Below are 14,687 nucleotides of genomic sequence, written 5' to 3' on the forward strand. Positions count from 1 at the left end.
CGCCCTGAACCGTCCGACGTCGAGTGGGAACTCGTACAGCCGTTGCCGCCCCGGCCTGTGCCGGGGCGGCCGCGGCCGGACAACCGGAGGTCATCTCGGACATGCGTCCGATCCGCATCGGGGTTCTCGGCTGCGGGTAACCATCCGGTCACGCAGCGGGCCCAGAAAGTGCCCGCACGCCCCTCGTGGCCGCGATGTGTCGTACCCCACACTGAGGTGCGGTGCCCCCGTCCTCGGAGCCCTGGAGGCCGCCCCCGTGCAGACCGAGACCCTGACCGTGAACGTGAACGTGAGCGAGTCCTCGGAGGCCGAAGAGGCCGGGACAGAGGCCGAAGCCGTGGACGAAGAGCCCGAGGTGCTGGAGCTGATCGAGCCGGTTCCCGCGCCGCGCAGGCGCAGCGCCGACAGCGGGAGCGGAGCGGGACCCTCCGCGGACCTGTTCCGGCAGTACCTGCGCGAGATAGGCAGGATCCCGCTGCTCACGGCCGAGGAGGAGGTCGACCTCGCGCGGCGCGTCGAAGCCGGCCTGTTCGCCGAGGAGAAGCTCGCCGGCGCCTCCGACCTCGACTCGCAGCTCGCCCTCGATCTCGACAAGCTCGTCGTCATGGGGCGGATGGCCAAACGCCGGCTCATAGAGTCGAACCTGCGGCTCGTCGTCTCCGTCGCGAAGCGGTACGTGGGCCGCGGGCTCACCATGCTCGACCTCGTGCAGGAGGGGAACCTCGGGCTCATCCGGGCCGTTGAGAAGTTCGACTACGCCCGCGGGTACAAGTTCTCCACCTACGCCACCTGGTGGATCCGGCAGGCGATGTCCCGGGCCCTCGCCGACCAGGCCCGGACCATCCGCGTGCCCGTCCATGTCGTCGAGCTGATCAACCGCGTCGTCCGCGTCCAGCGCCGCATGCTCCAGGAGCGCGGGTACGAGCCCACGGCCGAAGAGGTCGCCGTCCACCTCGAGCTGACGCCCGAGCGGGTCATGGAGGTGCTCCGCCTCGCGCAGGAGCCGGTCTCGCTCCACGCCCCCGTGGGCGAGGAGGACGACGTGGCGCTCGGCGACCTGATCGAGGACGGCGACGCGGCATCCCCCGTCGAGTCCGCCGCGTTCTTCCTGCTGCGCGAGCACCTGGAAGCGGTGCTCTCGACCCTCGGTGAGCGGGAGCGCAAGGTGGTCCAGCTCCGGTACGGGCTCGCCGACGGGCGGCCGCGCACCCTGGAGGAGATCGGGCGGATCTTCGGCGTGACCCGTGAGCGGATCCGGCAGATCGAGTCCAAGACCCTCAACAAACTGCGGGACCACGCCTTCGCCGACCAGCTCCGGGGATATCTGGATTGACGGCGAGGGGCGCCCCGCAGCACCGCGGGACGCCCCCATTCCGTACGTTCCCCGTCGGGAAGGTCCGGCCGGTCTAGTCGACTTCGGCGACCGCCTGCGCGAACTGCGCCGCGTACAGCCGCGCGTACGCACCGCCCGACTCCAGCAGCCCCTCGTGGGTGCCCTGCTCCACGATCGAGCCGTTCTCCATGACCAGGATCACGTCCGCGTCGCGGATCGTCGAGAGCCGGTGCGCGATCACGAAGGACGTACGGCCGTGCGCCAGGCGCGCCATCGCCTTCTGGATCAGCACCTCGGTACGGGTGTCCACCGAGCTCGTCGCCTCGTCGAGCACCAGGATCACCGGGTCCGACAGGAACGCCCGGGCGATCGTGATCAGCTGCTTCTCGCCCGCGCTGACCCCCGCGCCCTCGTCGTCCAGCACGGTGTCGTAGCCGTCCGGCAGGGTGCGGATGAAGCGGTCCGCGTGCGCCGCCCGCGCCGCCTCCTCGACCTCGGCGCGCGTGACCTCGCGCGAAGCCCCGTACGCGATGTTCTCCGCGATCGTGCCGCCGAACAGCCAGGTGTCCTGGAGCACCATGCCGATGCCGGAGCGCAGCTCCTCGCGCGTCATCTTCGCGATGTCCACCCCGTCGAGGGCGATCTCGCCGCCCGTGACCTCGTAGAACCGCATCAGCAGGTTCACCAGGGTGGTCTTGCCCGCGCCCGTCGGGCCGACGATCGCGACGGTCTGGCCCGGCTCGACGCTCAGCGAGAGGTTCTCGATGAGCGGCTTGTCCGGCTCGTAGCGGAAGGCCACCTTGTCGAGCGTGACTTGGCCGCGCACCGTCTCGGGGCGCTCCGGAACCACGGCGTCCGGCTCCTGCTCCGGTGCGTCCAGCAACTCGTAGACCCGCTCCGCGGAGGCGACGCCGGACTGCACCAGGTTCGCCATCGAGGCGACCTGCGTCAGCGGCATCGAGAACTGGCGCGAGTACTGGATGAAGGCCTGCACGTCACCGATCGACAGGGTGCCCGAGGCGACCCGCAGTCCGCCGACGACCGCCACCAGCACGTAGTTGATGTTCGACAGGAAGGCCATCACCGGCTGCATGAGGCCGCTGACCAGCTGCGCTTTGAAGGAGGCCCGGAACAGCGCCTCGTTCTGCTCGGCGAAGAGGGCCGCGGACTCCTTCTGCCGCCCGAACACCTTGACCAGCGTGTGGCCCGAGTACATCTCCTCGATGTGCGCGTTGAGCGTGCCGGTGCTCTTCCACTGCGCCACGAAGTGCGGCTGGGACTTCTTGCCGATCTTCGCCGCGACGAAGACCGAGACCGGTACGGTCACCAGCGCGACCAGCGCCAGCAGCGGCGAGATCCAGAACATCATGGCCAGCACGCCGACGATGGTCAGCAGCGAGTTCAGCAGCTGCCCCATCGTCTGCTGGAGCGTCTGGCCGATGTTGTCGATGTCGTTCGTGGCGCGGCTGAGCACCTCACCGCGCTTCTGCTGGTCGAAGTACGACAGCGGCAGCCGCGACAGCTTCGCCTGGAGCTCCTCGCGCATCCGGTACACGGTGCCGTTCATGACGTGGTTCGACAGCCGTGTCGCGACCAGCATCAGCAGGCCCGCCAGGGAGAAGACCACCAGTGCCCAGATCGCCACGACGCCGACCGCGCCGAAGTCGATGCCCTGGCCGGGGGTGAAGCCGGTGCCGGCCAGCATGTCGGCCGTGCCGCCCCTGCCGTCGGCGCGCAGCCCGTCCAGCGCCTGCTGCTTGGTGATCCCGGCCGGCATCTGCCGGCCCACGATCCCCGCGAAGACGAGGTCGGTGGCCTGGCCGAGGATCTTGGGGCCGATCACGGTGAAGGCGACACTGCCGACGACGGCGACGACCATGCCCCACAGCTTGACCCGGTCCTGCGCGATCTGGCCCAGCAGCCGCTTGCCCGAGCCCTTGAAGTCCAGGGACCGTTGCGCAGGTCCCGTCATCATCCGTCCTCCGGGCCCGCTCATGCGGCCTCCGCCTCCGTCAGCTGGGAGAGCACGATCTCCCGGTAGGTCTCGTTCCCGTCCATCAGTTCGCGGTGCCGCCCCACGCCCACGACCCTGCCCTCGTCCAGTACGACGATCCGGTCGGCCTCGCGGATGGTGGACACCCGCTGGGCGACGATGACCACGGTCGCGTCCTCGGTCTCGCGGGCGAGTGCTGCGCGCAGCGCCGCGTCCGTCGCGTAGTCCAGGGCCGAGAAGGAGTCGTCGAAGAGGTAGATCCCGGGGCGCTGCACCAGGGTCCGGGCGATCGCCAGACGCTGGCGCTGGCCGCCGGAGACATTGGTTCCGCCCTGGGCGATCGGGGCGTCCAGGCCGCCCTCCAGCTCCGTGACGAACTCCTTGGCCTGGGCCACCTCCAGGGCCCGCCACAGCTCCTCGTCGGTCGCCTCGGGACGCCCGTACCGAAGGTTGGAGGCCACGGTCCCGGAGAACAGGTACGGCTTCTGCGGGACCATGCCGACCGTCCTGGCCAGCAGCTCCGGGTCGAGCCGGCGGACGTCCTCCCCGTCGACCAGCACCTCGCCGCCGGTCGCGTCGAACAGCCGCGGGACCAGGCCCAGCAGAGTGGACTTGCCGCTTCCGGTGGAGCCGATCACCGCAGTGGTCTCACCGGGGCGGGCCACCAGGTCCACCCCGTGCAGCACCGGTACCTCGGCGCCCGGGTAGCGGAAGTCGGCGCCGCGCAGCTCCAGCTGCCCGCGCCGGGCGAGCTGGCGCACCGGGTCGGTGGGCGGGACCACGCTCGACTCGGTGTCCAGGACCTCCTGGATCCGCTCGGCGCAGACCTCGGCGCGCGGCACCATCATGAACATGAAGGTGGCCATCATCACGGCCATGACGATCTGGAGCAGGTAGGCGAGGAAGGCCGTCAGCTGGCCGATCTCCATACCGCCGCTGTCGACGCGCATCGCCCCGAACCAGATGACGGCGACGCTGGAGATGTTCACGACCACGATGACCGTGGGGAACATCAGGGCGAGGAGCTTGCCGGCGGCCAGCGACACACCCGTCAGGTCGGCGTTGGCCTCGCGGAAACGGTCCTTCTCGTACGTGTCGCGGACGAAGGCGCGGATCACCCGGTTGCCGGTGATCTGCTCGCGCAGGACCCGGTTCACGGTGTCCAGGCGCGTCTGCATCTGCCGGAACAGCGGCCGCGTCTTGAAGACGATCGCGCCGACGGAGACGCCGAGGACGGGGACCACGGCGAGCAGGACGCCCGACAGCCGCACGTCGAGCGAGAGCGCCATGGCGATGCCGCCCACGCACATGATCGGCGCCGCGACCATCAGGGTGAACGACAGCAGCACCAGCATCTGCACCTGCTGGACGTCGTTCGTCGTACGGGTGATCAGCGACGGGGCGCCGAACTTTCCCAGCTCCCGCGCGGAGAAGCTCTGCACCCGGTCGAAGACCCCGGCGCGGACGTCCCGGCCCAGGGCCGCCGAGGTGCGGGCGCCGTAGTAGACGGCCCCCGCGTTGCAGACCAGCTGGACCAGCGAGACACCGAGCATCAGCGCGCCGAAGCGCAGGATGTAGCCGGTGTCGCCGTTGATGACACCGTTGTCGATGATGTCCGCGTTGAGCGTGGGCAGGTAGAGGGTCGCGCTGGTCTGCAGGAGTTGCAGCAGGACCAGCAGACCGATGGCTTTCCGGTACGGACCCAGGTGGGTCCGCAGAAGTCGTATGAGCACGCGCAGGCTCCGGTGGGCAAGATCGAGGGGGATCCCTCCATCTTGAGCCACACGGTGGCCCGATCCCCACCGGATTTAGCAAAGGCCGGTCAAAAGGAGTAGCCCCGGGCAACCGGAGACCTAGGGCACCCAGGCCACCTGCCGCAGCCCTCCGGGTCAGAAGGCCCCGGGGTGGATCTGCTCGCGCGTGGCGATGTACTGCTGGCGGACCGCCTGCCATGCCGGGAACTCCTCGCCCGGCTCGAATATCTGCGCTGCGGGCGCAGGCCAGAGCGGCGGGGTGTGCGGGGACAGGGTGCCCTGCTGCGCCCCGAGGGCCCACGCGGCCTGGCGCGCCGCGCCCAGCGCCGCGTAGTCGGCCGGCTCCGGCACCACGATCTGCGTGCCGAACAGCCCCGGCGCCGCGGCCTGTACGGCGGGCAGCCCGGCCGCCGCGCCGAGCAGGAACACCCGGCGGATCCCGACCCCGCGCGAGCGCAGCACGTCGAGCGCGTCCACCAGCCCGCACAGCATGCCCTCGAAGGCGGCCCGGGCCAGGTGCTCCGGCTTCATCGAGTCCCGCCGCAGCCCCGAGAGGGTCCCGGCGGTGTGCGGCAGGTTCGGCGTCCGCTCACCCTCCAGGTACGGCAGGAGTACGAGGCCGTGGGCGCCCGGCGTCGACTTCAGGGCGAGGTCGGAGAGCCCCTCCAGGTCGGTGCCCAGCAGCTCGGCCGTGCCGCGCAGGGCCCGTACGGCATTGGAGGTGTTCACCACGGGCAGGTGCATGCCGCCCCCGTCGGCCAGGGAGGTGATCAGGCCGCCCGGCTCCGACAGCGCCTCGTGGTGCACGGCCATCACGGAACCGGAGGCTCCCAGCGAGACCACCGCATCGCCCGGGCCGACGCCCAGGCCGAGCGCGGCGGCCATCGTCTCGCCCGTGCCCGCGGAGATCAGCAGCCCCTCGGGCGTGGTCCCGGCGGCATCGGCGGGGCCGAGCACCTCCGGCAGCAGCGCCTGGTGTCCGAGCGCCAGCTCGACCAGGTCGGGGCGCCAGGAACCGGTGGCCGCCGACCAGTACCCGGTGCCGGAGGCGCCGCCCCGGTCGGTGGTCCGCCGGGCCGGCCGGCCCAGCAGCTGCCAGACCAGCCAGTCGTGCGGGGACATCAGTACGGCCACCCGGCGGGCCGCTTCGGGTTCGGCGCGGGCCAGCCAGGCCAGCTTGGCGATCGGCTGCGCGGAGTGCGGGACCGAACCCACCGCCTCGGCCCAGGCCTGCCGCCCGCCGAGCGCTTCGGTGAGGTCGGCGGCGGCGACCTGGCCGCGCTTGTCGTTGCCGACCAGTGCGGGCCGGACGAGGCCGCCCTGTGCGTCCAGCGGGAGCAGGCCGTGCTGCTGCGCCGAGACCCCTATGGCCTGGACCCCTTCGAGGAGCCCGCCTCCGGCGGCCTCGCCGAGCGAGAGCAGCCAGGCCTGCGGATCGGTCTCGTGGGGGTTCGTTCCGGAGGGTTCCCCGGTGGGCTGCGGATGGGGCGCGTAGCCCTGGCGCAGCACGGCGCCCGTCTCGGTGTCACAGACGACGATGCGAGTGAAGGCGGAAGAACTGTCCAGCCCGGCGACTATCCCCATACGGAGGATTCTGCCGCACGCCGGCCGCGTCTCGACCGCCACGTAGCCCCCGGGAACCTCACGGACCCCGGGAGCATCGCGGACTCAGAGACTCCGGATCCCCGGGCCTCAGGTGTCGCACCTCAGGTGTTGCTCGTGCCCCAGTCGTCCTCGCCGGTGCCGGCCCGGTCGCGCAGTGCCCGTACCCGCGCCGCCAGCGAGGCCGGCACCGCGTCGCCGACCTTCTCGCTCACCGCGGCGAAGGCCTTCCCGGCGAACGCCCGCCCGTTGTGTCCGGCGGTCTCGGCGGCATTGCGCACCACCGGGTTCTGCGCGATCTCCCGGGCGGACTTCTTCATCTGCTCGTAACGCTCGCGTCCGGCGCGCGTCCCGAGCACGTACCCGAGGGCCAGTCCGACCGCGAACGTGACCTTGTACCGCATGCCTGTCACCCTTCGTCGTGTGGTGCCCGGCCCGCTGGCGATACCGATTGGCGGAGCACCCCCCTGCTTGCGCTAATCTATGACTCGCAACGGGCACTCGCCCCCCGGCAAGGCCGGAGGTGGGCTGTTCGATGCACCGCAGCAATCCCCTGTAGCTCAATTGGCAGAGCAGCCGGCTGTTAACCGGCAGGTTACTGGTTCGAGTCCAGTCGGGGGAGCGCGGTCCCCTGTAGCTCAATTGGCAGAGCAGCCGGCTGTTAACCGGCAGGTTACTGGTTCGAGTCCAGTCGGGGGAGCAGGAGAAGAAGAGGAGGCCCCAGTGGGTCCTCCTCTTCTTTTTTTCTTCTTTCCTGCCCCGTCCGGGAACCGGGCAGCCCTCAGCGCGGTCTCTCTGGACAGGCGAAGCCGATCATGCGAGGCATCCGAGGCAGGAGATCGTATGAGCGGCTATGCTGCGGCAGACGGCGCGCACACATGTACGCGCCACGCCGTGAAGGGGCGGTAGCTCAGCCGGTTAGAGCAGCGGACTCATAATCCGTCGGCCGTGGGTTCGAGTCCCACCCGCCCCACTGCACCGCAGGTCAGAAGAAACGTTCTGACCTGCGGTTTTTTGTGTTTGCCGTCAGCGTCGGGGCCGAGGGGGGCCAGTACCCACAGCAGGGACCTGCCGGGCAAGGGGCGTGGTGGCGGGCAGGGCGCCCTCAGGAGGTGGACGCACGGCCGGGATCCCCTGCGACCCGGCGATGTCGTCGCGGACGCATGCGCGGCCATGTCGGTGACCTCATGGTGTGCCTGCCGCGCTGCACCCGTGTCACCGGGGAGGTTGGGGGCAGGGCATGCGCTGCGGTCGGGGTGGAAGCGTGGACAGGAACTCGGGCGGTCACCGTCGGCAGGTGGTGCTCGCCTGCGTGCGCTCGCTGCTGACGGCAACGCTCCTGGTGGCCGCCTACTACCTGCTGCCCATGGACTCGGCCTTCACGCCCGCCACCGCCCTCGCGCTCGTCGGTGGTATCGCGGCCGTGACGGTACTCATGGGCTGGCAGATCTACCGGATCACGCTGTCTCCGCGGCCCGGGTTGAAGGCCATGGAAGCCATGACGATCACCGTCCCGCTCTTCATCCTGCTGTACGCCACGGCATGCTTCCTGATGGAACACAGTGCACCGGGCAGCTTCAGCGAACCCCTGTCGCGCACTGACGCGTTGTACTTCGCCATGACCGTGTTCAGCACGGTCGGGTTCGGGGACATCACCGCGCGGAGCGAGCCGGCCCGGCTGCTGACGACGGGACAGATCACCCTGAACCTGCTGCTGCTCGGCGTGGCGGCCCGGCTCCTGGCCAACGCGGTCCAGCGAGGCCGGGAACGCCGTGATCAGTCTCCCGGTCCCGGTGGGGGCGGTAGCGCGCCGCCCGCCCCGTGACTCGCCCTCTCGGACCTGGGCAGCGCGGCCCAGGTCCGAGAGGGTCAGGGTCCAGCGGCAGTCTTGCCTACCGGCTGCCGTCGGCCAGGTAGTCGTCGATGTGGCGGGCGGCGTGATAACCGCTCTGGATCGCCCCGTCGATGAAGGAGCGCCATCCGGTCGCCGAGTCGGCGCCGGCGAAGAACAGCCGTCCTTCGGTGGTGCGCAGGTCGGGCAGGATGCTGGCGAGCTGTCCTGGCCGGTAGATGCACCAGGTGCCGAGGGAGAGGGGGTCGTTGGACCAGTCCCATCCGGCGATGGATTCGACCTCGACTCCGGGCAGCAGTGGCTGCAGTGCTTCCTGCATGCCGGCGGTGTCGTCGAAGGCGGTCATGGGCAGGCGGTCCGGGTTGCTGGAGAACGCGACCACCCAGGTGCCTTCCGGCCCCCCTGGCGCGTAGGTGACCACCCAGTTGACCGCGTAGGCCTCGGGGGCGAGGACGCTCACGTTCCCGATGTCGCCCTGGACCTTGACGATGGTCTTGCGGCCGGCGCCGGCGTGCCGCTCATCAGCGGCCCGCCGCTTGGTGTCGGACAGGCGGGGCTCGAACTCCACGCTGTTCAGGACGTTCATCGGCAGCGCGATCACAGCTGTGGGCGCGGTGATCGTGTCACCGCCTGCGAGCTCGACGCGTACCTCGCCGTCGCTCTGGACGACTCGCGTGACGTGTGAGTTGAGGCGGATATCGGTGAGCGTGGCCTGCCCGGCAATGCCGTCGATCAGCTCGCGTGTGCCCTTCACGAGCTTCGTCGCCGTCAGGGCGGCCGATGTCTGCCCGGCGCTCCACCCCGACAGGGCGTAGGTGCGCAGGTATTCGGTGACGGCGGACTTGTCGAGCGGGCCGAGCGCGACCGCGCAGCACATCGATTCCAGCCAGTCGTACAGAACGGGGTCGGCCTTCACGGTCTCCAGCTGCTCGCGGAACGACCGGTCGCCGATGCCTTGCGGGTCCGGGCCCCAGTCCGGCGAGTACGGTTCCGGGAACAGGCTCTTGCCCGGCGAGCAGAACTGGTTGAGCAGTTCCATGGCGCGTGCGACGTCGTCGTCGGAGAGGTCCACGACGCGTCCGCCGGAGACGACCGCTTGCCGCAGCCCTTCCACGACCGGCAGCGGCTCGGTTTCGATGCCGTAGCGCTGGATCTCCGCCCACACGTTCGGCTGCACCGGATGGACCCACGTGCCCCCGAACTCCATCGCGTGCCCGTCGTGGTCCACGGTGTAGGTACGGCCGCCCAGCCGGTCACGCGATTCGACCAGCACCGAACTCCGCCCCCGCATCGTCAGCTCACGCGCGGCCGTCACACCGGCGAACCCGCCACCCACGATCACAGCATCCGGACGAGATTCTGCCTTGCTCACAATGCGCTCCCTTCGGCCTTCCGGCATGACGCACATGCGGCAGCCCGGGAGCCGACGGCCGGGGCGGAGTACGCCTCTGTCCGGGCGGTCGGCGCCGGTGACGGGCCGCGTGCCACGGCCGTGGTCAGGCGATGACGAAGAACTTCACGAACGGCGACCGGGTCCGCCACGTCGCGCTGAACCCGTCCGGGAACGAATAGAGGCCCCCGGCGATGAGCTCGATCTTCTGACCGTCGGGAGTCTCCAGCTCCGCCTCACCCTGCAGGACGTGGAACGTGTCGGAGCCCGTCACGTTGTAGGGGATCTCCGCGCCGACCTCGGGGTCGGTCCTCCACAGCCCCGCGAGCAGGCCGCCTTCCTTCTGGACCAGGAAGTGGACCTGCCCCATCTCCCGTCCTTCCTCGACGAACGGCTCCCAGGAGTCGGCCGTGATGGCGGACGTTTCAACACCAGCAAGATTCGTCATGAGTCCCTCCACGGGGAAACCGGCTGACGATCACAGCAGCACTGCGGGGCCGACTTGCGGTGAGCAGGCGATGACGGTGGCGGGGAGCATCCAGCCGATGCCGACCGCACCGATACGTGGGTGTGTGCACGCGACACACATCACCACCGTACCCACCATGGCCGTATCCGGCCCGCCCGGCGTGAGGTCGCAGGAGGGCCCCGGGGCAGCCCTGGACGGGGACGTCCAGGGCCGGTCTCCGATTCCTCGGTCTGGCGTAGGGGCGACGGCCGTTCGCATGCAATTGCGGAGAGTCCGAACCGTGGTGCGAGCAACTGGCGCGTGCAAGGGGTACCACGGTTCCGTCTCGCCGGTGTCCCGTGATCAGGACCGTCCTCCTTTGCTGGCCAAAGAGAGGACGAGTGGGGCGCCAGGCTTGGAACCGAGAGGAAGAACACGGATGAAGAATCGTCTCGTACTCGCTGGAGCTGCCGTGGCGGCGAGCGTGGGGCTGTGCGTGGTGGCCGCGCCGGCCATGGCGCAGCCGTCCGACGCGACCATCGCCTGCGGTGACGTCGCCGGACTCATCGCAGCCATCGGGGTGGCGAATACGAACGCCGAAGGCGGCACGATCACGCTGGCCGAGAACTGCGCCTACCGCTTCGAAGACGATCACTTGGACTCGGGGAACGCCCTGCCGGCGATCACCGGGCACGTCACCCTCGCCGGCAAGAACTCGACCCTGATCCGTTCCGTCATCGACAGCCTGCCGCTGTTCCGCATCCTCGCGGTCAACGAGGGCGGCAGCCTCACGCTCAAGGGCATCACCGTGACCGGCGGCCACGTCGACGGGGACGGCGCCGGCATCTCCAACGAGGGCACGCTGCGGCTGGAGCAGAGCAAGGTCGCCGGCAACCAGGCCGGCGGCGACGGCGGCGGCATCTCCAACGCGGGCGGCGACGTCACCCTCATCGACAGCCACGTCCTGACCAACGTGGCCACGACCACGGGCGGCGAACCCGGCGACGGAGGCGGCCTCAGCAACAGCGCGGAGGGCACCCTCCGGCTCAAGAAGAGCACCGTCGTCGGCAACACGGCCGACGAGGACGGCGGCGGCATCCAGAACCTGGGCCGGGTGAGCATCGAGCACACCCACATCGCGAACAACGACGCCCGCGACGGCAACGGCGGCGCCCTCAACAACCTCGGCAGGGCGACCATCACCTACAGCAAGCTCATCGAGAACTGGGCCGGCCTGGAGGGCGGCGCCGTCAACAACGGCGTGGACGCGATCCTCGACGTCCAGGAGACGGCCTTCATCGGCAACAAGTCGGGCCGTGACGGCGGCGGCATCAACAACGAGGGAACCGCGACGCTGCGCAAGAGCAAGGTCCTGGAGAACTCGGCCGGCCGCGACGGCGGCGGCATCAACAACGAGCAGGTCGCGGGGGCCGACGCCGCCCGGCTGACGCTCGAATACACGACCGTCGCGGACAACCGGGCCGCCCGCAACGGCGGCGGCATCAACAACTGGCCGGGCGGCGTGGTCACGCTCCAGGAATCCAAGGTCGTCAAGAACCTGCCCACCAACTGCTACGGAACCGTGCCCGGCTGCTCCTGACCCCTTCGGCACCATCCGGCCGCAGGCGACGGCACGCTGTCGCCTGTGGCCGGGTGGCGCCTGCCGGACTCAGAAGTTCTCCGTTTCCTCCGTCAGGTGGCGCAGGACGTCCGTCAGGTCCTGGCGGCGGGCGAAGGCCGCGCGCTGCCGGTGGGCGCCCGAGCCGCCCCGCAGGAGGCCCGCCAGGGTTCTGGCCGCGTGGTCGAGGTCGCCGGAGGCGGCCAGTTCCGGGGCGATCAGGTCCAGCAGGGCCTCCGCGAGGTCGGCCGCCGGGAGTTCGGCGCCCGTGTACGGGTCGAGGCCGAAGCCCTCCAGCCCGTCGTGGGCCGCCCGCCAGCGCGCGAGGCGCAGTACGTCGTCCCGTACGGCGGGTTCGGGCCGGTGCTCGGCGATCTCCCGGATGGCCGTGGCCACCAGGGCCCGGCCCAGTTCGGCCTGGAGGATCGCCGTGTCGATGTCAGGGGACATGTCGGGCGCCCGGATCTCGAGCGTCGGCCAGTTCCCGGACGGGCGGACGTCCCAATAGACCATCTTCGTGTCCAGGGCGGCCCCGGAGCCGAGCAGGGTCTGCACCGAGCGCCGGAAATGGGCCGTGGACGTGAAGTGCGGGGGCAGCCCGGCGGAGGGCCAGCCCGCCCAGGCCATCGCCCGCCAGCTCGCGTGACCGGTGTCGCGGCCGCCCCAGAACGGCGAGTTGGCGGCCAGCGCGATCAGCGTCGGCAGCCACGGCCTGACCCGGTTGGACACCGCCACTGCCGTGTCCACGTCGAGGGTGCCGATGTGGATGTGGCGGCCGCAGCTCACCAGGGTGTCGGTGAGCGCGCCGAACCGGCGGTGCTGCTCGCGCTGGCGCGGCTCGTCGTCGGTCAGGTGCAGCGGCCCCTCCACGGCCACGACCGGCGAGGGCGCGGCCAGCAGCCGGCAGCCGTGGGCGCGGGCCGCGCGGCCCAGGGTGCGCCGCAGCTCGGCGAGCTCCTCGCGCAGGGTGACCGCCGAATGGGCGACCGGGGTGGAGATCTCCACCTGGTAGCGGGTGCCCTCGGGGTGCAGCTCGCCGGGCAGCCCGGCGGCCGTGGCGAGGACGAGCGGGGCGGCCGGAACCACCCGGAAGGTCCGGGCGTCGACGAGGAGGAATTCCTCCTCGACACCCACGGTGAGGGGAACGGTGGTGCGCACCGTGTTCGGTGTGGTGCCGGTGCTCGTGGTGCTGTTGCCAGGTTCGATCACTACGCCTCCCTGGACATACGAGTCTTTTCATCATGAGCTGAACAGGAGGCGAGGAGCGCCTGTCGATTCGGTCAAATCACCGGTGACAGTGGCGAGTTAGCAGCAAGGGCCGGTCCGGCCTGGGGCCCGGGATCCGGGTGGGGAGTCTGTTGCCGGTGGGTGAGCGCGGGAAAAAATCCCGGGAGGCGGCGAACGAACGCTGGTTATCATCCGCTGTGACCCGCACCGCCGAGACCACCCGCCCCCAACGGCGCATTTTCGCCGACCTCACTCCACTGCGCACTTCCGTGGACTACCGGCGGCTGTGGATCGGCGGAACGATTTCCTGGCTGGGTCAGGCGATGACCGCCCTCGCGATCTCGCTCCAGGTCTACGACATCACCCGCTCCAGCTTTTCCGTCGGGCTCGTCGGGCTCTTCTCCCTCGTCCCGCTCATCGTCTTCGGGCTCTACGGCGGGGCCATCGCCGACACCGTGGACCGGCGCAAGCTCGGCCTCTACAGCTCCCTCGGCTCCGCCGGCCTGTCGATCGCGCTCGCCGGGGCCGCGCTGCTCGACTACCACCGGGTGTGGTTCCTGTACGCGGTCGTCGCGCTCCAGTCGGTCTGCGGCGCCCTCAACGGGCCGGCCAGGGCCGCGATGACCCCGCGCCTGCTGCCGGCCGAGCAGCTGCCCGCCGCCAATGCCCTGAACACCGTGACCATGACCGCCGGGATGATGGCCGGGCCGATGCTGGGCGGGCTGATCGTCGGCTGGTGGGGGTACCAGTCGGCCTACCTGATCGACGCGGTCACCTTCACCGCCGCCCTGTACGCGATGTGGCGGCTGCCGTCGATGAAGCCCGACCGCGCCGAAGGCAGCCGTGGCAGGGCCTCCGTCCTGGACGGGCTGCGCTTCCTCGGGACCCGGCCGAACATCCGGATGACCTTCTTCTCCGACCTGGCCGCCATGGTGCTGGCGCAGCCGAAGGCGCTGTTCCCGGCCGTCGCCGTGCTCTGGTTCGGCGGCGACGCCAAGACGGTCGGCCTGCTCGTGGCCGCCCCCGCCCTCGGGGCGCTGCTGGGCGGGCTGTTCTCCGGCTGGCAGGGCCGCATCCGCCGGCACGGGCTGGCGATCCTGTTCGCCGTCGCCGCGTGGGGGCTGGCCATCGCGGTCTTCGGGCTCACCCGGAACCTGTGGCTCGGGCTGTTCTTCCTGGCCGTGGCCGGGTGGTCGGACACCATCTCGATGGTGTTCCGGACGACCATGCTCCAGGCCGCCACCCCGGACGAGATGCGCGGACGGCTGCAAGGCGTCTTCATCGTGGTCGTCGCGGGCGGGCCCCGGCTGGGGGACTTCTTCGCCGGGACCGTCGCGGACGTGACCTCCCCGACCGTGGCGATCACGGGCGGCGGGCTCGGGTGCGTGCTGGTGCTGGGCCTGCTGGCGCTGCGGTGGCGGGGCTTCGCCCGCTACGACGCGCGGTCGCCGCAGGCCTGAGGATCCAGCG

At 70.5% G+C, this 14,687-nt stretch carries 11 protein-coding genes and 3 tRNA genes; 7 read left to right on the forward strand and 7 right to left on the reverse strand.

The genetic code is table 11. The features are described 5' to 3' along the window. Positions 1–256 precede the first annotated feature (256 nt). Positions 257–1,333: an RNA polymerase sigma factor gene (locus OG447_RS13845; protein WP_266936788.1), complete on the forward strand. Its 1,077-nt coding sequence runs from the start codon at positions 257–259 to the stop codon at positions 1,331–1,333. Positions 1,334–1,406: 73 nt separating this feature from the next. On the opposite strand, the gene OG447_RS13850 is transcribed toward OG447_RS13845, so the two are convergent. The 4 genes from OG447_RS13850 to OG447_RS13865 all read right to left on the reverse strand — a co-directional run bounded on the left by OG447_RS13850 (position 1,407) and on the right by OG447_RS13865 (position 7,086). Next, positions 1,407–3,329, reverse strand: coding sequence for an ABC transporter ATP-binding protein (locus tag OG447_RS13850; protein ID WP_266936789.1), 1,923 nt, complete (start codon positions 3,327–3,329; stop codon positions 1,407–1,409). Further along, complete coding sequence (locus OG447_RS13855; protein ID WP_266936790.1) at positions 3,326–5,059, reverse strand: ABC transporter ATP-binding protein; 1,734 nt, start codon at positions 5,057–5,059, stop codon at positions 3,326–3,328. The genes OG447_RS13850 and OG447_RS13855 overlap by 4 nt, the downstream gene beginning before the upstream one ends. Before the next feature lie 156 nt (positions 5,060–5,215). Then, a complete protein-coding gene (locus OG447_RS13860) occupies positions 5,216–6,664 on the reverse strand; it encodes an FGGY family carbohydrate kinase (RefSeq protein ID WP_266936791.1) in 1,449 nt (482 codons plus the stop codon). A 122-nt stretch (positions 6,665–6,786) separates the two neighbouring features. Continuing rightward, positions 6,787–7,086, reverse strand: coding sequence for a YtxH domain-containing protein (locus OG447_RS13865; RefSeq protein ID WP_266936792.1), 300 nt, complete (start codon positions 7,084–7,086; stop codon positions 6,787–6,789). Positions 7,087–7,231: 145 nt separating this feature from the next. Between OG447_RS13865 and OG447_RS13870 the strand changes: the two genes are divergently transcribed. From OG447_RS13870 to OG447_RS13885, 4 genes are all read left to right on the forward strand, one after another. After that, a tRNA-Asn gene (locus OG447_RS13870) sits at positions 7,232–7,304 on the forward strand. A 5-nt stretch (positions 7,305–7,309) separates the two neighbouring features. Then, positions 7,310–7,382 (forward strand) — tRNA-Asn (locus OG447_RS13875). A 199-nt stretch (positions 7,383–7,581) separates the two neighbouring features. After that, positions 7,582–7,655 (forward strand) — tRNA-Ile (locus tag OG447_RS13880). A gap of 291 nt (positions 7,656–7,946) precedes the next feature. After that, on the forward strand, positions 7,947–8,507 hold the full coding sequence (locus OG447_RS13885; RefSeq protein ID WP_266936793.1) for a potassium channel family protein: 561 nt from the start codon (positions 7,947–7,949) through the stop codon (positions 8,505–8,507). 67 nt (positions 8,508–8,574) lie between these two features. On the opposite strand, the gene OG447_RS13890 is transcribed toward OG447_RS13885, so the two are convergent. Further along, positions 8,575–9,906, reverse strand: coding sequence for an NAD(P)/FAD-dependent oxidoreductase (locus OG447_RS13890; protein ID WP_266936794.1), 1,332 nt, complete (start codon positions 9,904–9,906; stop codon positions 8,575–8,577). Positions 9,907–10,030: 124 nt separating this feature from the next. Next, positions 10,031–10,372, reverse strand: coding sequence for a cupin domain-containing protein (locus OG447_RS13895; RefSeq protein WP_266936795.1), 342 nt, complete (start codon positions 10,370–10,372; stop codon positions 10,031–10,033). A gap of 439 nt (positions 10,373–10,811) precedes the next feature. Between OG447_RS13895 and OG447_RS13900 the strand changes: the two genes are divergently transcribed. Further along, a complete protein-coding gene (locus OG447_RS13900) occupies positions 10,812–11,972 on the forward strand; it encodes a hypothetical protein (protein WP_266936796.1) in 1,161 nt (386 codons plus the stop codon). 69 nt (positions 11,973–12,041) lie between these two features. Here the strand turns inward: OG447_RS13900 and OG447_RS13905 are convergent, their stop codons facing one another. Further along, positions 12,042–13,199 (reverse strand): glutamate--cysteine ligase, encoded by a 1,158-nt coding sequence (locus tag OG447_RS13905; protein WP_266936797.1) that lies wholly within the window; start codon positions 13,197–13,199, stop codon positions 12,042–12,044. 215 nt (positions 13,200–13,414) lie between these two features. On the opposite strand from OG447_RS13905, the gene OG447_RS13910 reads away from it, so the two are divergent. Next, positions 13,415–14,677, forward strand: coding sequence for an MFS transporter (locus OG447_RS13910; RefSeq protein ID WP_266936798.1), 1,263 nt, complete (start codon positions 13,415–13,417; stop codon positions 14,675–14,677). Positions 14,678–14,687: the final 10 nt, after the last annotated feature.

The organism is Streptomyces sp. NBC_01408, from assembly GCF_026340255.1.
Lineage (GTDB): Bacteria > Actinomycetota > Actinomycetes > Streptomycetales > Streptomycetaceae > Streptomyces.

Bases quoted from the DNA above. Each gene is read 5' to 3' on its own strand.
- OG447_RS13895 (WP_266936795.1), bottom strand. From the start codon at position 10,372: ATGACGAATCTTGCTGGTGTTGAAACGTCCGCCATCACGGCCGACTCC.
- OG447_RS13900 (WP_266936796.1), top strand. From the start codon at position 10,812: ATGAAGAATCGTCTCGTACTCGCTGGAGCTGCCGTGGCGGCGAGCGTG.
- OG447_RS13860 (WP_266936791.1), bottom strand. From the start codon at position 6,664: ATGGGGATAGTCGCCGGGCTGGACAGTTCTTCCGCCTTCACTCGCATC.
- OG447_RS13850 (WP_266936789.1), bottom strand. From the start codon at position 3,329: ATGAGCGGGCCCGGAGGACGGATGATGACGGGACCTGCGCAACGGTCC.
- OG447_RS13865 (WP_266936792.1), bottom strand. From the start codon at position 7,086: ATGCGGTACAAGGTCACGTTCGCGGTCGGACTGGCCCTCGGGTACGTG.